We start from the raw sequence: 16,632 nt of genomic DNA, 5'->3' as shown, positions 1-16,632 counted from the left end.
TAACAGGTTTCTCGCTCGCTCATCTTCAAGCTCCCTCTCTAGGCGCTTAATTTTCTGGGCTGGCGTTTCTTTGCTTTGGGGTGATTTAGTCATAATTCTATGCGTTGGCTGGGACCAATCTAGCTTGCCGTGCTTTCTTAACCAAGTCAGAACGGTAGATCGCCCTTGAATACCATATATCTTTTGAGCTTGTTTATAGGTCATGTCGCCTTTTTCAACTGCAATTTAAAGCCCATTGTGTAATCGCACTGACTGCGCTTATGATGCGTGGGGGTTGATGTGTCCATAATAGGTCCTCAATATGTAAACCTATTTCAGGACGGGACAGTTTGAGCAATAAAAAAAGCGGCTTAGTTGCCGCTTTTTTTATATCTGACTTTTGCCCTTGCTATACGCTCTCTGTATTGTGAAGACAGTTCCCACCTTGTAAATGAGCTTTGGATACCGCTTTTAAGCTTTTAAGAACAAAGGCGTCCATATTGGTATCGCTTCGCGCTGATTGAGTTGATGTATGGGTTGTCGCTATGCCGACACTTGCTGTTATTATTTTTGCTGATTCTGACCCTGTATGCTCAATTTGCAGTTCTTCTATGTCTTTACGAATTTTATCTGCTATTGATAACGCAATGTTATTGGGTGTGATGGGCAGTAAAATCGCAAATGTGTCTTCATCGTAGCGTGCAACAAAGTCGCGCGTTTTGCGCTTGTGGCTTTGCAATATCGGGCTTATGCGGGCAAGTAGCCAATCACCACGTTCGGGACCGAAAGTGTCAACGAAACGTTTAAAGTAATCCACTTCTAGCAGTATCAAGGATAAAGGTGTGTGTTTTCGCAGACTTTGTTCCCATTCTAACTTTAAGGTTTCTTCAAACATCCGGTGGTTAGAAAGGTCTGTAATATTATCGTTGCGTCGTTGTATGCCTGCACTATTTAGCATCCTTGAAATAAGCATGACAACAACCAAAGTTATGCCGCCAACAGCAGGTGCTATTGGTAACCAGTAGCCATAATTGACTGCTACTACAGGTAACATGAGTAAGCCTATGCCTACCACAATCGCTATGTACCGAACGACTGGGAAACGTTTTAAAAAGAACAGAATGCTGTAACTTAATGCGGTAATTAGGACTGCGTAAGATACTCCCCAGATTGATAGAATCGGGGTTAATAGTGAGCTGTCATTAAGTGCAGTATATAAGTTTGCTTGTAACGCCGTACCGGATAACATTTCTCGGTTATTTTTGATCGGCACTAAAAATGTTGGCTCCAGACCTGTTGCTTCAATACCAACGAATATTGTTTTGTTAGCAAAGGTGTTTTTAAAATCAGTACCTTCTAAAACATCGATAAAGCTGAAATGCTGATAAGATTTTGGGTTGCGGTGAAAAGGTACTAAAACTTCTAAATCTCGCATCCATTTGCTATTAATACCGACACGAGAGGATGGGCTACGGGTGCCAGGTAAAAAACCAGAGTAGGTTGATAGTCCATGTAGTGCGGCTAACCCAAACGCAGGCCACTGCGGTGTGTCTATACCCGCTTTTAGGTAAGTACGTCGTACATAGCCATCATTATCCACTTCTACATCAACATGCCCAAGCGAGCTACCAGAGATAGCAGTTTTTCCTCTGAAGGGGTAGACCAGAGAGCCGCGCTCAGCAAACACAGGTAATATTACCTTGCCGTGCTCAGCAATAGCTTGCTTGAGTATAGGATCGTCAGAGTTAGGTGTGTTATCTGGTTCAACAAAGGCGATGTTATAGCCGATAACAGCAGCGCCTTCTGTGTCTAGTTTTTGGATCATTTCAGCGTGCAAATAACGAGGCCAAGGCCAACGACCTAATGCTTCTAGGCTTTTGTCATCGATATCAATGATGACAAGCTCATTAGAAGCGTAGTTTAGTTCTTTTTGGCTGAATAAATCGTAGAGAAAGTTTTCAAATGAGGCCTGTACAGGCATAAATGCAATGATGAGCACAAATGCCTGACAGAGTAGAAAGCCTATATCCTTTTGGCGGAAAAGATTCATGTGGTAGCAGTTTTCACTTACAACAGAATAATAAGAGCAAGAGTGCTCCAAATAATAGCAGGCATATAGCTATCAACAGGTACTTCTATTTTCTGTGCACTTGACCAGCTTCCCGCATAATTATCGCTATCAAAACCACGAACACGCATGAAGTAAGTTCCTGCAGCAGGTTTCTTTAACAATGCCTCAGCTGTACCGACTTCTTTATCAGCAATGATGTTGGTAAAGTCTTTATTGTTAGCTAGTTGAATCTGGTAGTGAGTTGAGGTTTCATCCTCTTTCCAGGAAAATCCCAGTTCAGTTTTGCTTGTTGTCGGCTCTCTAAGATCTGGCGTAGCGGGTGTAGGTCTAACCGTTATTTGATTGACTTGGCCACTAGGGCCTACTTTGCCTTCTGCATTAATGCTGGTCACTCGCCAGAAGTAAACGCCAGCTTGTGCAATGCTGGTTGTTAGCTGCTGATCGCTCAGTGTGCTGGCAGGCTGGATCAAATTATCGAAACTTTTCTCTGTAGAGATTTCAAAACGGTACTCTTTAGCTTCTTCTGGCTGAGTCCAAACAAACGTTGTTTCTCCCTCGTATACAGGATCTTTAGGACGCGGCGACTGGATGCTTGGTGGGAATGGTCTTGCGTCAATCGTAAAGCTTTGTAATGACTCTAAGCCTTGTAGTCCATTGGCATCAGCGGCTTTCACGCGAAGCCAGTATTGACCATCTTTTAGCGAAGCAGGGATGTTTAGTTTTGCTGGCTTACCTAAGTTGTCTAAAATTATACGCGAAAACGCTTCTTGGTCTGATAGCTGACTACGGTATGAAACGGCGCCCGTAATTATATTCCAGCTAACACGAGCTGGTAAATAACGAATAGTTTTAATCGTTGGGACAGCCGGTGCCGCTAATAATCGTTTTGGTTTTTGTGGTGCTGCATTTTTTGTAGTTAAGGTTCCAAATTTTTGACGTACTTTCGTGCTGCCCAAGGTATTAGCAACATCGATTCTGCCTTGTGTTACCTCAGCAGCTGTTTGGTTTTTGTCGGCTCGAATACGGTATACCGTGCCACGCGTTGTTGCAAAAGCGGAAGGAGTCTCAATGACAAAGCGAGAGCCCTGCGATTTAGCAGGGTTAGCTCGAATTTCAGCTTCGCCTGCTTTTAGGAGCACGTTGATATCAATAACATTTCGATTAGAACCAATAATACTCGCTTGGTTGATAACGAACTCGCTTTCAGCGTTCAGTAAAATTTGAGTATTATCTTCAAACTTCAATAAAGCACTGGCATTGCTTCCTGTTTTTATTAAATCACCCACCTGAAGCGTTTGGTTTGTAAGTGACTGCTCAGATTTATCTGCAGCGCTAATTAAGGTGACAGGGCCTGAGACTTCAATAAGTTGAATACTCGCTTGGCGGCGCTGAATCATTGAGGTTGGAATACGCAAAACGGTACCAGCAGCCATCAAGCGATCATTGTTTACATTATTTAAACGTTCTACTTCTTGCCAGCTGCGCCAGTCAGTGAGCAATTCATGCGCAATTTTCCAGATATTATCTCCGGGTTGCATCTCATATTCCCACACGGACTCTTCAGCACGTGACACGTTACTCAATAGTAGAGTGAGTAATGTCATGATAGTGATTAGTTTTGGAATACGTCGCTTATTGGCAGCAAGATGTAGCATTTTTTGAACCTGTTAGCATATTAGACGCGAATTATATCAGCCTTTTCTGATAGGGGGCAGCCGAGAGGTTGATTATTCATTAGGCATTAAGATGGCTGCTTTTTTATGATGCTGATTAGCGTGTTTTCAATTTCACTCCAGTCGAGCTGTGTTTGTGTAATAAGCTCTAGTCTTGAGTCTCGTCGCCATGCAATCGGTTGTGTTGTCGTTTCATCAAGTACTCGGTTATACAAAACTCTTGCATGCCCTATTCTAAAGACACCTTTTAAGCGCCAAATATTGTTTAGTGAGTTCAAGAACTCTAGTAAACGGTCATGTTCAAATTGGTCGTCAGGATGAAAAACCCAACCACAGCTAAACGCATCTTGATTAGAGCCTGTTTTTCTTACCGGCTTTCCTGGCTGGGCAAGGAATAATGAGGGAGGAGTTGCTTTTGCTGTTTGGTGTTTGTGTGCATCTGGGTAGCTTGATACAAGCGCCGTATTACGTGCAAGGTCAAGTAATTGGATATTAAATGAGCTTTGAGTTGCTTGAATTACCTGCTGTTTTGGTGGGAACATCTGTTCAGAGAGTTGTTGTGCTTCATTTACCTGCTCTGATGTAGCAAGGTCGCATTTATTTAAAACAACGACATCGGCAAGATTTAATTGATCAATAAAAGCTTGATGACGTAACACTTCAGGCTGCTCTAAGACACGCGGGTCTAATAAACAAATAATACTGCGCAGTGACAAGACATCTTTAAATGATTCGCTTTGGAGTATGTCGATTAAGCCTTCGGGGTGACCTAGTCCAGTAGGTTCTATAATGATGCGGTCAGGTTGTGTACGACGTATTAGCATTGCTAAACTGATTGTTAGCGCAGGGCCTAAAGCACAACAGACACAGCCCCCGGCTATCTCTTTTATCTGCAAGCCCGATTCTTCAGGCAGCAATGTTTGATCGACGCCTACTTGTCCAAATTCGTTAACGACAATGGCCCACGTTTCATTTGCTGGTTTTTGAGCTATAAGCTGGTTAAGGGCCGTTGTTTTACCAACACCTAAGAAGCCAGTAATAATATTGGTAGGAATGTTTGTGAGCATGAAAAATAGACCGGAATGTTATAAAGTAACAATTCTCGATGATCATACTCATTAATACAATACTTTATCCACTAAACTATTTCTTTAATAGACGCTTTTGGGCAGCTAAATATTCAGGCATTGGGCCGGTGTCCTGAAAAATTTCATCACCATCTTCAATTCGAATAACTTTTTTTCCGGGTACATAAGGCATCTTTGCTTCAAGTTCATTGAGTGCTTCGTGGATGAGTGTTGAAATGATGTCGTTTTCAGGAAGCTTATATACTTCAGCAAGTGCCGCTAACCTAACAACATCAGTTTGGTTTATGGAAACGCTGACCTCTGTTTGTTGACTGACTTTGGATGCGTGGTCTTCCCAGGATTGAAGAAGTTTGGACAGGCTTTGGCTTCCCATGTAAATACTCCGACAGACGATGAATGTGAAATCAGTATAGCGTTATCTACTGGTATCGCTAACGCTAAAAATAAGTTTCCTCATAAAATACGGGTGTTTAGTCAGGTCTATTTTATTTATAGTGTGTCGCAACGGCATATATGAAGAGCAGGTATTGGTAAATGGCAAGTGTTAAGTTTTTAGTGGGGTCAACATATGGAAATGCGCAACAGGTGGCTGAAGACGCTTCTGATCAATTCGCTGATTTAGGGCATTTCGTTAAAGTGGTTAGCCGTCCGACGATTGATGATATTCTGGCCCCTGACACTGAGGTGGTTATTATCTGCTCGGCTACGATTGGTGAGGGGGAGATCCCCGATAATTTATTACCGTTTCATAGCCAATTGAACGATCAGTTTCCGTTACTTCCACATATAAAGTATGGGGTAATAGCTTTGGGTGACAGTTCGTATGATAATTTTGCGGACGGTGGTCGCCAGATGGATGAATTGATGACCGAACTACAGGCAGTAGCAATACAAGATATGTTAGTAATTGATGCCTGTGAAACGCCAGATCCAGAAGAAGCTGTTATCGAGTGGATGAGTTTGTTACACCAGAAAATCTAGAGTACTTCAACCTGCCTATCTTGTTGGTCTAGCCAGAGGTTAAGATCGTCTGCTGAGATAGGTTTGCTGATAAGGTAGCCCTGTAATTGATCACAGTGCTCACCGCTCAAAAACTCCCTTTGTTCTTCTGTTTCAACCCCTTCGGCGCAAACACTCAAATTTAAGCTATGGCTAAGTGCGATAATGGCTCTAGCGATAGCTTCATCGTTAGGATCATCGGGAATATCTCTAACCAAAGATTGGTCTATTTTAACTTTTTGAACAGGTAGCATCTTAAGATAACTAAGAGATGAATAACCTGTTCCAAAGTCGTCTAATGCTAAGCGTACACCGAGATTGCGTAACTCATTAAGTACGGGCTGAGCAGCATCGGCATGTTTCATAACTATGTTTTCAACAATTTCGAGCTCTAGCTGATCGGGGTGTATATCATGCTTTTCAAGCAGTTCTTTAACAATATCAACTAATCGATGGCTTAAGATTTGTTGCCCCGCAATGTTTACCGCAATACGAAAGCTTGGATATCCTGCGTTTTTCCATTTTTCTGCTTGTGCACAAGCTTGCTCTAGCACCCAGTTGCCGACCTGGTTCATCAGACCGATCTCTTCAACAATAGGAAGAAACATACCTGGAGGAATTAAGCCCTCTATTGGATGTTGCCAGCGTAGCAGGGCTTCAACACCAGAAATCTTGCCGGTTTCAGCATTTATTTGTGGCTGGTAAAAAACTCTAAATTGATCTAATGCCAGCGCTCTTCTAAGCTCCGGTTCCAAACGAACCCACTGTTCAATAAACTGTGATTGCTCTGGCTGGTAGAATGCATAGATGTTACGTCCGTCATCTTTAGCTTGGTGGACTGCTGTATCTGCATTTTTAATCAAGGTTTCACTGTCAAAACCGTGTTCGGGGTACAAGGAAATACCAATACTGGCCGTAGTGAAAAAGTTATGTCCATCAAGGTCAACGGCGCCCTCTAAGGCGCTCACAATACGCATTGCTATTCTTTCTACTTCCCCTTGATGGGAGCAGTTTTCGATCATAATGGCGAACTCATCCCCTCCCACTCGGGCTAACAGGTTGTTATCTGCTAAGACATTTCGTAAACGGCGGGCAACTTGAATGAGCAATTGATCCCCTGCTTGGTGGCCCATGGTTTCATTTACGTATTTAAAGCGGTCAAGATCGATCATGAGCACTGCTGTATGTTGCTCATCTTTTGTGTGTTCAATAGCATGGTCTAGCAGTATCTTGAATAGTTGCCTATTGGGTAAATCCGTAAGCGCATCATGTTGGCTCATGTGACGCAGTTTTGCTTCTGATTCTTTAATATTCGTTACATCAGCAGCGACGCTTACATAGTGGGTGAGTTCACCTTGTGTGTTATGGACGGCATTAATATTTAACCACTGAGGATACACTGCTCCATTACTTCGACGATTCCAAAGCTCACCCTGCCAAAAACCCTGCTTTCCAATTGTCTCGTAAATGCTTTCGAAAAACTGAGTTTCATGGCGGCCTGAATTAAGTAGAGAGGGTGTTTTACCGAGTAATTCTTCTCTGGAGAAACCTGTCATTTCGCAGTATGCGCGGTTAACGTCAACAATAAGATTATTGTTATCTGCAACCATTATTCCTTCATTGGTCGATGCAAAAGCAATCCCCGCTAGCTCCAGTTGAGCATTGGCTTCTTTTTCACTAGTGATATCTAAAACTATGCTATTAATGCGTTTTAATTGCTTGTGTTGATCCCATTCTGGTGTCGATGCCAAATGTATCCATTTCATCTGTCCTTCTTTTTCAAATATTCGACACTCGGTTGTCCAAAATGAGTCAGTAGCGCAGTGGCTGGTTAAGCACTTAGCGACATTGCTTCGATCATCTTCATGTAAGCATTTCCATACACTTTTAAAATTCAACATCGCTTCTTTTGCGGTGATTCCGCAAAGGTTTTCTATACCCTCGCTCACATAAGTAAAATATGGGTTGTTCTTTAGATCGAACTCGGTTTGTAGAACAACACCAGGGATTGAGGAAACAATATGTGAAAAACGCTGCTCGGAATTTTTCAGATTTGCATGGCTAATATGGCGTGAAATAGCGATACCAGCAATATGCGCTGCGCTTTCAAGCAAGCGTGCATGGAAGGTAGAAGGGCTTCGTGGTGATGAGCTGGCAATAGAGATGCTACCAATAGGTTTGCTGGCCGATTCATGTAATGGATAAGACCAGCACGCGCCAATATTGTGTTTGTTAGCTAATGTTTGGTGTTTTTTCCAACGATTATCAGTGAAAGTATTTATTACAAAGACAGGTTGATCAGAAAAAACAGCAGTACCGCTGGACCTAGCGTCAGGCCCGGGTTGTAAGTGGTTATAAAGTAGAGCTTGCTCTTCTGATACGTTAGGTGCGCTGAGTAAGTCTAAGTAGCCACGGTTATTCAGTAACATAATGAACACATGGCATGATCCCACGATCTGTTCTATTTCTAGGCAAAGACCATCTAGCACCGTTTTCAGTGGTAAGTTCAGCGTGATTTTTTCAAGTAAATCTCGCTGTAAAAGAAGTAAGCGATTCAAGTCCGGAACAGTAGGCTGTGAATCGCTGCTTGCTATTGTTGGCTCTGGAGAATAATTAATCTTCAGATTGTTTAATACGTCCATTAATGCTCACTGATAAAAGTACCCTCATACCAATGCAGTATAGTCTGGAATTATAGCTGCTAAGGAATACTGTAATTTATTTAAGTAGGTAGCCACGAGCTTTTAAAAATTCAAGCATGTGTGGTCGAGCTTCTTTTACCAGCATCCCTGCAATCTGTTCGCTCCAACTCATATCTTTATTGCCACCCGTTCGTGAAAGGTAATAATCGCGAATGACTTTATCGTAATCGGCCAAGAGTTCAGAATCTTGAACGTTTGAATAAGAATCTTTTTTTAATACGATAGGTAGTGGTAGACGAGGTTTAACTTCTGGTGATTGATCTGGGTAACCAATACACATGCCAAATACAGGATAAACAAGATCTGGAAGATCGAGCAGATCACTCACGTCATTTACCTTGTTACGAATGCCTCCGATATAAACAACCCCTAGATCCAAAGACTCAGCTGCAATGGCCACATTTTGCGCAAATAGAGCGCAATCAACGGTGGCAGTGATAAATTGCTCGGTAAAGCCACTTTGCATCTGTTCATTATGCAGGTTACAAGCCATTTCATGGCGTTTCATGTCGGCACAAAAAACCAAGAAAGTCGGAGCGGTTTGAACATACTTTTGGTTACCGGCGTACTCAGCCAGTTTTTCTCTTTTAGATGAGTCTTCCACCTGGATAACGGTGCATGCTTGAATAAAGCTAGAAGTTGCCGCAGCTTGTCCGCACGATACTAGGGTGTTGATTGTCTCTTGGCTAACAGCTTGTTCTTTAAAAGCGCGAATAGATCGGTGGTTATTGAGTAAGTCGATGGTAGGGTTCATATAATGTGTGCTCTATTTTTGAAGTCTATAGTGAAAGGTTAAGTTTATTCTTTTTCTGAACATAGGCATAAAGAGGAACAGTGTGTTGCTTAAAGTAAGTCTACGTATTAGCAATATTTTTATTTATTAATAAAAGCGTAGCTTTGGCCAATGCGGGGGCGATATCAATATTGTTACTCGAATGGGGGATGCACTGAGTAGTTATCACGTTAGCAAACTGTTGTAGTTGTGAGAAAGCACCTTCAGCAAAAATACCATGAACTCCTATGCATACGGGGCGTTTCATATTGGCCAATGTGAGATGGTTGATAGTCTCTAACATGGTATTACCGCTTGAAATAATGTCATCGATAAGAACGGGTGTTTTGTTTTTATAGGGCGCTAGTTCAGGGGGCGATATTTCAACGAGGGTATCTCCATGGCGTATTTTCTCTAGTATTTGAAAAGGTGCATCGGCTAAGCGGGCAACTTCAGAAACCCATTGTTCACTCTCCATGTCTGGGCCAATTAACAGTGGGTTGGGAATATGTTGTTGGATCCAATGTGCAATTAAAGGCGCGGCAGAGACCACACAAGACTTTAATGTGTATATCTCATCAAGCGAGTCATATCGATGTAAATGCGGGTCCATTGTTATCAAGAAATCTAATGAAGCTGATAAGAGCTTGGCAAAAGGGCGTGAGCTAACACACTCCCCGTGATTAAACTGTTTATCTTGTCGCATGTAAGGAAGGTAGGGAGTGATGAGTCCAACCTGTGTTGCGCCCATCTCTTTTAATACTGTTGTTAAAAAGAGCAATCTTAAAATTTTTAAATCTGGTTGATAAAGATTACAAAAAATAATGACATCTTGATGGCTGCAATCAGAGTGAACACGAAGATAGGATTCACCATCAGGAAATCTTCGTTGTTCTAACTCACCTTTCTTGGCAAGCAGCGCTTGAGCTAGTTCATCAAAAAGAGACGGATCAGAATCTAAGTTGAAAATTATCAATGGCGTACCTCTTTTTCAGGTTCTATCAGGATCATATCTTTGTGTTCTTCAAGGAACTCAACGGCGTAGTTTAACTCTCCAATATTGGCTGCATGAATGGTTAATAGGATTTGGTTAATACTAACTTTGTGACCTATTTTGACAAATAACTCAACGCCCGCTTCAGGATCAGCAGGGGCGCCTGCTAATTTGGCTGTTTGCGCTAATTTTCTATTATCTATGGATACGACCGTCCCTGATGTATGGCACACAATATTATAGCGGTATGGCGCAATAGGTGGGATATGAAATTCACCTTGGGCATAGCAAATCGCTTGGAATTTACGCCAAGCCCCCCCGTTTTCTAAAACTTGCTGGGCTTTGGCCAGTCCTTTACCAGGCTTTACGTGTTCAATCATTTCCAGCATGGTGCCAGCAAGCATACAAGCACGCTTTTTTAGATCTTGAGGTGCATCTGACCTGTTTTGTAAGACCGCAAGGATGTCATAAGCTTCTAAGGCTGGGCCAATGCCTTTGCCGACAGGTTGAGAGCCATCAGATAGTAATACTTGCAGTGAAAGTCCAAGGTTTTTTGCCACACTCCTAAAGCTGTCTGCTAGTTGCTCTGCGGCTTCTGGGGTCCGTATTTTGGCTGTAGTTCCAACGGGAATATCAATTAAGACATGAGTTGCTCCAGCCGCAATTTTCTTGGAAAGAACGGAGGCTATTAATTGTCCTTCACTATCGATATCAAGCGCACGTTCCACTTGAATGAGTAAGTCGTCAGCCGGACTGAGTCGCATCGAACCTCCCCATGCTAAACACGCTCCTTGCTGTTTTACCACGTTACGCATCATGTCTTGGGATAAACAGACATTGGTGAGCGTTTCCATCGTATCTGCTGTGCCTGCGGGTGAGGTAATGGCACGTGATGATGTTTTGGGCATTGTTAGCCCACATGCCGCTAGAATAGGAACGATAATAGGGGTGGTTCTGTTTCCTGGTAAGCCGCCTACGCAATGCTTGTCCACGACTAAGGGTAGGTTCCAATCAATGGTACTTCCGGCCTTGATCATGGCATGAGTTAAGGCCGTTATTTCATCATTACTAAGGTTCTTATCACCACATGCCGTCACAAATGCAGCGACATGAACATCGGCATATCGGCCATCAACAATGTCATTGATAATGCTTTGGAAAGCTATTTCATCCAGTTTGTGGCCGTATACTTTGGCTCTGACGTAGGACATCGACTGAACGGGTTTGGGGTGTGATAGCCATATTGGATTATCGTTTTGTAAGTACAAACGCTGCCAAGCGGGTTCTGAAAAGCCAATTTGTCCTTTTTTTAATAGGTCACCGGTAACGATATTAAGTGTGGCAATTGCATGGTGCTCTTCTGATGATACTAGTACTCGTGACATCGCAGAGAAGCCTTCCGAGCGGCATACTGGGCAATCCGCACGAAGATAAATGATCAACTCATGGTGGGTGTCAATACCCAGACGGAGGGCTTTTAAAGGTGTCATACGCTCGGGGATGAAGTGCATCAGCTACTAGCTCCAGTACATATGTATATTCTTATCATAGCTAGAAAAACTAAAAAAAGCAGAGTTGCTCTAAGAGTTGGAATGTCTCGATCATAGATTCAACCAAGAGTGGATGCCCGCAGGGCAGTTAAGCTGCTATTATTGTTATTATTTTTTAATCTTTATTGGGATGTAAAAACAATGGAACGTCGATATCGATTGGTGCTGGCTTGTCCCGATAGAGTGGGTGTTGTCGCGATGGTGAGTAATTTCATCTCTAGCCATGGTGGTTCAATTACCGATGCCAATCAGCATTCAGATCCTTCAATTGGCTGGTTTTTTATGCGAGTTGAAATTGTTGCGAGTTCTTTGCCTTTTGAATTAGAGGGGTTAAGAGAGGCATTCTCACCTATTGCTCAGTCTTTTCAGATGGAGTGGCGTATTACCGATTCTGCTGTCCCTAAGCGTGTATTGTTGATGGCTAGCCGAGAGTCACACTGTTTAGCAGACCTATTATATCGCTTTCATTCCAAAGAATTGTTTTGTGATATTCCCTGCGTAATTTCGAACCATGATGACTTAAGAACAATGGTGGAGTGGCACGATATTCCATACCATCATGTTCCGGTGGATAAAGATAACAAACAAAATCACTTTGATGGGGTCAAATCTCTTATCAATGAATATAACGCTGACGTGATTGTTCTGGCGCGCTATATGCAGATTTTGCCGCATGAGTTATGTGATACATACACACATCAGATCATCAATATTCACCATAGTTTTCTACCATCGTTTGCTGGAGCAAAGCCTTATCACCAAGCGCATGATCGTGGAGTTAAATTAATCGGTGCAACGTGTCATTACGTTACGCAGGATCTCGATGAAGGCCCAATTATTGATCAAGATGTTATTCGTATAAGCCATCAAGACCAACCCGAAGAAATGGTTAGGTTGGGGCGCGATGTAGAAAAGAATGTATTGTCACGTGGCTTGCGCTGGCATCTGGAAGACCGGATATTGGTGCGTGGAAATAAAACTGTAGTTTTTAACTGAAATCAATACTTGTTGTCTGCTAGCTGCATTACTATATAAACAGGTAAAGTAATGCAGGTAAGGGAAGATTGGTATCAGGTAGGAGGATGTAGCATGTTAAAATCTGTGAAAGTTCAGGATTATATGGCAACAGGACTGGTAACTTTCCATCCTGAGACCGATCTTTTTGAAGCGATCAATAGTTTGTTAAGATATAAGATATCAGGTGCGCCGGTAACTAATGAGCAAGGTGAGCTTGTAGGTCTTATCTCAGAGGTTGATTGCCTGAAAGCTATTTTGACCCTTACCTATCATGAAGAAGAAGTAGGTGGATGTGTTGCGGACTGTATGGCGAAAAATGTAGAAACAGTTAATTACGATGCAAATATCATCGAAGTAGCAAGAATTTTCATCGATAAAGGGCGCCGTCGATTACCCGTTATACGAGAAGGTAAGCTGGTGGGGCAGATTAGTCGCAGTGATATTTTGCGAGCAGTAGAAGAGTTCGCACAAAACAGTTAATGATACGCTGAACATCGCCGATGAGGGTTGTTGTTCAGCAGCAACCCTTTTTGGTACTTGAATGTCGATTACGATCCCTGAAAAACCGTTGTTTATTTACCCATCGCTAGCACGACAACTTGGCGTAGAAGCGGCTTTATTGTTTTATCTTTGTCACGAGCAGCTCAGTGTTGCAGGTATCGCAGATCAGTCGGGCAACACCTCAGTTGTTCTTTCTACTCAGCAATGGCGGCGCGTTACTGAGTTTTGGTCAGTAGAAAAAACAGATGAATTACTTGCTGTTTTATCTGCACAAACCCCCATTCAAGTGATTAAGAATAACACTGGCTCGGTTCGTGTTACGCAAGTGTCAGCCCATGGGGCACGTGCAGTTCCCCCCGTTATTGATGTTCCCGAGCAGTCTATTCAAGCAAAGGTAACAGCGCCTTCTGTCGTACCGTCTGTAACGAGAGAGTATCCACTAGATAACCAATCAAATAACCAGACGGAAAGTCCTCCAACGTCTACGTTGCCTGTATTGGACACGCCTCCTCCGTATCCACGGCGTCCTTTACCATCACGCAATACCATGCGAGATCGTGGGCCAGCGCCTGCTTTTGGTGGTAGTATCGGGTGGAAGAAGCAGAAAGATGAACTGGAACAATTATTTGACCGACATGAAGAGAGAAACCAGCAACTGCACATGATGCATATGGGCTGGACTCCTTCGGAAATGTTTTATTCTATTCTGCCGCGACATCAAATTCCGCGCGAGTTTGTTGAAACATGTTTAGATGAGTTTATTCTTTACTACATCGATAAAGAACGTAAAGAGAGTAATTGGGATCAGAAGTTTTTGGCATGGATAAAGCGCGAATGGGTTCAAAAGCAAACGCGTGATGCCAGAGAGCAGCGTAACGCACAGCAACGTAACGAACAGCAACGATACACTTCAGGTTCAGGTAAAAATGATGAAAACACCCGCACAGATACTAGGGAAAAACGCAAACGGGTTACAGCAGCCATCATGGATATCAAAGACACCGACTGGTGAATTGCAATCTACAGCGAAGCAGAAAAAAACAGCAGACCCTATTGGTGTTGAAACCAAGGCGCTGGTAAATATGATATTTGCTCGGTTTATGGCGATTTATGGGCATAAATTTAAGAGCTGCTTTGAAACCCAAGATGAAATCAGAATAGCTAAAAGAGAATGGGCCCTGAGTATTGTTGCTTTCTCTGAGCCTCAGCTTGTGGCGGCTGTTGACCGCTGTAAAGAAACACTTGCGTGGATGCCTACTATCTCTGAGTTTCTTAAAATTCTCGAAACCATTGGTGCTGGAGATGGAGTGCCGAGCGTTAGGCAGGCCTATATGGAGGCGTGCCGTTATGCGGGTCAGCCAACACAGCATGCTTGGAGTCACCCGGTTGTTTATCATGCTGGACGGGAAACCGAATGGTTTCGTTTACGTTCAGAAGAGGAACGAGTCGTTTATCCTGTATTTGCTTATCATTATGAAATGGTTGCACGTCGATTTAGAGAGGGGGAGGTGCTTGATCAGCCTCATGCCCAAGGAATCACGGATAACCGAGATGCGACTTTATATGCTTTCATTAAACAATGGAGTCAGTCTCAATCTGTCAGTGAAGAGAAGGCGTCTTCATTGCTGTATTATTTGACTAAGCCCGAAGGCTCTCGTGCTCGAGCTTCCTATAAAAAGAAAGCCGAACAAAAAATTCAAGATGAAGGCCTAGATGTGACTCTGCCTGAGAGTGTCGATATTAAAGGCTAGCCTATTTAGGCGAGCTATTAGTATCGCTCTCAAATGAAGCGCCAAACATTTCACCAATAGCTTTTGCCAAGCTGTCGCTACGCTCTGGGTTTCTGAAAGCTTGTAGAATCAGTACTCGCATCACTGGAATAAACATCAGGTCTGCCAGTATACGTGAAAACCCAGTTTGGCCCGCTTCAGAAATGGCTAGTTTTTCAAGGTATAAGCTTAGCAGTTCTGGATATTGCAGTGATAAGTTGCACCGCGTAGCGATGGCTACAAGTACTTCTGCTTTAAGGGCATGGGGAGAAGTGAGCGTTTTTTGAATGGCAGCTTTTTTAAGTTCTTCGCTGTGGCTGTTGGATAGACCGCGTAATAAGGAGGCTAGCAAGTTAACGTTACCATCTTGCTCTTGTTGTAAGAGTTGCTCTATACGTTTTGATAACGCTTGTGCAACTCGGTGGTCTATCTCAATGTGTTCAAGGCAAGTGCAAAGGGCGCTGAGAGGCTCTACTGGTAATTCAGGTATAGCATTGAGTATGTAGGCGCTGTTATTACCATCTTCTAAGCGAGCTGTTAAATCCGCAATTCCTTGATAACCAATGGAAGACCAGTTTTCCCAACCCAGATCGCCACTAAAATAGGCTTTCGTATCCGTATAAAACTGGCTAGGAGGTTGGTTAATAATGACAGCTGATTGCGCATGGAACATTGCCATTTTCTCTTGCTCCGGTGTAAAAGAAAATGGATTGTCTTTTAGTGCGTCATTGGTTTGGTCTAGGTTCTCTTTTTGTAGCATCTGGCTGATGTTTTGCATTAAGCGATTTAAAAAGTCATCGCGAACGGCTTGCACTAAAAAGCCTTGTTCATCTAGTGGAAATTTTAGAAACCAAACAACGTTTTGTTGTTTGTCCTTGGTGTTCCAAAGCATCAGTGCTAGCCAAGCATGGTGTAGATAAGGTGTTGGGTAAGGAATCATTCCTTGTTCTAGTTTTTCAAACTGGCCACTGCTGATTTTTGAAATACGACGCCCCATATCAAAAATACGAAATTGTGCTCCGCTATTACACAAGAGATCACTGATGCTATTGAATTGGGACATGCGGGCCTCGTTACATATAATAAAAAGCGCTATTTTATCAGTAACAAGACGGATGGTCAGCCGCCTATAAGGGTTACCTTTTGAGAGTTCTTGTTAATTTGCGTAATTAAGGTTCATCTCTTAGTTATTTGGTGTTTTTAACAGGCTGTTATATTAAGTCGATCTGTGGTGAATATAAGCTTGATGAAGATGTAGCGCGCCCCTAAAGTAAGTAATCGTTATGATGGCGGTGAGTGGGATGATTAAACATTACAGTAAAGCTGTGCTCCATTACTAATGGTCCTAGTTAGAAGCGTCAGAGTGTCATTTTCGTTGGTATAATGAGAATTACGCAGAGAATAGAATAACAGTACGAATAGTGTGTTTTTTTTCTGTTGAATCGATACGAGCTGACAAAAAAAAGCTAAACTAAACAATGTATTAGTCTTAAGGACGAGTTAAGGGAATTGAAAGT

General features: G+C 42.7%; 14 protein-coding genes and 1 pseudogene. 5 read left to right on the top strand and 10 right to left on the bottom strand.

The features are described 5' to 3' along the window. The 5 genes and pseudogenes from G511_RS23685 to G511_RS0121380 all read right to left on the bottom strand — a co-directional run. Positions 1-287: pseudogene (locus G511_RS23685) on the bottom strand (IS3 family transposase); the annotation flags it as partial. A gap of 101 nt (positions 288-388) precedes the next feature. Further along, entirely contained in the window at positions 389-2,029 is a 1,641-nt protein-coding gene (locus G511_RS0121395) for a CHASE2 domain-containing protein (protein ID WP_028471460.1), read from the bottom strand. Positions 2,030-2,046: 17 nt separating this feature from the next. After that, positions 2,047-3,705 (bottom strand): FecR domain-containing protein, encoded by a 1,659-nt coding sequence (locus tag G511_RS0121390; RefSeq protein WP_028471459.1) that lies wholly within the window; start codon positions 3,703-3,705, stop codon positions 2,047-2,049. A gap of 86 nt (positions 3,706-3,791) precedes the next feature. Next, a complete protein-coding gene (locus G511_RS0121385; RefSeq protein WP_028471458.1) occupies positions 3,792-4,790 on the bottom strand; it encodes a CobW family GTP-binding protein in 999 nt (332 codons plus the stop codon). 76 nt (positions 4,791-4,866) lie between these two features. Further along, positions 4,867-5,184, bottom strand: a complete 318-nt coding sequence (locus tag G511_RS0121380) for a hypothetical protein (RefSeq protein WP_028471457.1) — start codon at positions 5,182-5,184, stop codon at positions 4,867-4,869. A gap of 161 nt (positions 5,185-5,345) precedes the next feature. Here G511_RS0121380 and G511_RS0121375 point away from each other — a divergent pair, with 161 nt between their 5' ends. Beyond that, a complete protein-coding gene (locus tag G511_RS0121375) occupies positions 5,346-5,792 on the top strand; it encodes a flavodoxin (RefSeq protein WP_028471456.1) in 447 nt (148 codons plus the stop codon). On the opposite strand, the gene G511_RS23680 is transcribed toward G511_RS0121375, so the two are convergent. The 4 genes from G511_RS23680 to G511_RS0121355 all read right to left on the bottom strand — a co-directional run bounded on the left by G511_RS23680 (position 5,789) and on the right by G511_RS0121355 (position 11,789). After that, complete coding sequence (locus G511_RS23680) at positions 5,789-8,452, bottom strand: EAL domain-containing protein (protein WP_051222327.1); 2,664 nt, start codon at positions 8,450-8,452, stop codon at positions 5,789-5,791. The genes G511_RS0121375 and G511_RS23680 overlap by 4 nt on opposite strands. A 76-nt stretch (positions 8,453-8,528) precedes the next feature. Beyond that, on the bottom strand, positions 8,529-9,266 hold the full coding sequence (nfsA, locus tag G511_RS0121365) for an oxygen-insensitive NADPH nitroreductase (RefSeq protein WP_028471455.1): 738 nt from the start codon (positions 9,264-9,266) through the stop codon (positions 8,529-8,531). A gap of 100 nt (positions 9,267-9,366) precedes the next feature. Further along, positions 9,367-10,260 (bottom strand): ribose-phosphate pyrophosphokinase, encoded by an 894-nt coding sequence (locus tag G511_RS0121360; RefSeq protein ID WP_028471454.1) that lies wholly within the window; start codon positions 10,258-10,260, stop codon positions 9,367-9,369. Continuing rightward, positions 10,257-11,789: a thymidine phosphorylase family protein gene (locus G511_RS0121355; RefSeq protein WP_028471453.1), complete on the bottom strand. Its 1,533-nt coding sequence runs from the start codon at positions 11,787-11,789 to the stop codon at positions 10,257-10,259. Before G511_RS0121355 ends, G511_RS0121360 begins: the two co-directional genes overlap by 4 nt. Positions 11,790-11,969: 180 nt before the next feature. Between G511_RS0121355 and purU the strand changes: the two genes are divergently transcribed. The 4 genes from purU to G511_RS0121335 all read left to right on the top strand — a co-directional run bounded on the left by purU (position 11,970) and on the right by G511_RS0121335 (position 15,097). Further along, the gene (gene purU / locus G511_RS0121350) at positions 11,970-12,824 is read left to right on the top strand and encodes a formyltetrahydrofolate deformylase (protein WP_028471452.1); all 855 of its coding nucleotides are present in this window, start codon (positions 11,970-11,972) and stop codon (positions 12,822-12,824) included. A 93-nt stretch (positions 12,825-12,917) separates the two neighbouring features. Then, positions 12,918-13,325, top strand: coding sequence for a CBS domain-containing protein (locus G511_RS0121345; protein ID WP_028471451.1), 408 nt, complete (start codon positions 12,918-12,920; stop codon positions 13,323-13,325). Positions 13,326-13,386: 61 nt separating this feature from the next. Continuing rightward, complete coding sequence (locus G511_RS0121340; protein WP_028471450.1) at positions 13,387-14,358, top strand: DnaT-like ssDNA-binding domain-containing protein; 972 nt, start codon at positions 13,387-13,389, stop codon at positions 14,356-14,358. After that, positions 14,273-15,097 (top strand): replication protein P, encoded by an 825-nt coding sequence (locus G511_RS0121335; RefSeq protein WP_245574235.1) that lies wholly within the window; start codon positions 14,273-14,275, stop codon positions 15,095-15,097. The genes G511_RS0121340 and G511_RS0121335 overlap by 86 nt, the downstream gene beginning before the upstream one ends. A 1-nt stretch (position 15,098) precedes the next feature. On the opposite strand, the gene G511_RS0121330 is transcribed toward G511_RS0121335, so the two are convergent. After that, positions 15,099-16,178 carry a DUF3549 family protein gene (locus tag G511_RS0121330; RefSeq protein WP_028471448.1) on the bottom strand — a complete coding sequence of 360 codons (1,080 nt, stop codon included), beginning with the start codon at positions 16,176-16,178 and terminating at the stop codon, positions 15,099-15,101. Between the last annotated feature and the right edge of the window lie 454 nt (positions 16,179-16,632).

Origin of the sequence: Neptunomonas japonica DSM 18939, assembly GCF_000422765.1 — a bacterium.
Lineage (GTDB): Bacteria > Pseudomonadota > Gammaproteobacteria > Pseudomonadales > Balneatricaceae > Neptunomonas > Neptunomonas japonica.
This window is presented reverse-complemented; position numbering and strand designations above follow the sequence as displayed.

Coding starts and splice junctions, on each gene's coding strand:
- G511_RS0121355 (WP_028471453.1), bottom strand. CDS start 11,789: ATGCACTTCATCCCCGAGCGTATGACACCTTTAAAAGCCCTCCGTCTG.
- purU (WP_028471452.1), top strand. CDS start 11,970: ATGGAACGTCGATATCGATTGGTGCTGGCTTGTCCCGATAGAGTGGGT.
- G511_RS0121345 (WP_028471451.1), top strand. CDS start 12,918: ATGTTAAAATCTGTGAAAGTTCAGGATTATATGGCAACAGGACTGGTA.
- G511_RS0121335 (WP_245574235.1), top strand. CDS start 14,273: ATGATGAAAACACCCGCACAGATACTAGGGAAAAACGCAAACGGGTTA.
- G511_RS23680 (WP_051222327.1), bottom strand. CDS start 8,452: ATGGACGTATTAAACAATCTGAAGATTAATTATTCTCCAGAGCCAACA.
- nfsA (WP_028471455.1), bottom strand. CDS start 9,266: ATGAACCCTACCATCGACTTACTCAATAACCACCGATCTATTCGCGCT.
- G511_RS0121385 (WP_028471458.1), bottom strand. CDS start 4,790: ATGCTCACAAACATTCCTACCAATATTATTACTGGCTTCTTAGGTGTT.
- G511_RS0121395 (WP_028471460.1), bottom strand. CDS start 2,029: ATGAATCTTTTCCGCCAAAAGGATATAGGCTTTCTACTCTGTCAGGCA.
- G511_RS0121380 (WP_028471457.1), bottom strand. CDS start 5,184: ATGGGAAGCCAAAGCCTGTCCAAACTTCTTCAATCCTGGGAAGACCAC.
- G511_RS0121390 (WP_028471459.1), bottom strand. CDS start 3,705: ATGCTACATCTTGCTGCCAATAAGCGACGTATTCCAAAACTAATCACT.
- G511_RS0121375 (WP_028471456.1), top strand. CDS start 5,346: ATGGCAAGTGTTAAGTTTTTAGTGGGGTCAACATATGGAAATGCGCAA.
- G511_RS0121330 (WP_028471448.1), bottom strand. CDS start 16,178: ATGTCCCAATTCAATAGCATCAGTGATCTCTTGTGTAATAGCGGAGCA.
- G511_RS0121340 (WP_028471450.1), top strand. CDS start 13,387: ATGTCGATTACGATCCCTGAAAAACCGTTGTTTATTTACCCATCGCTA.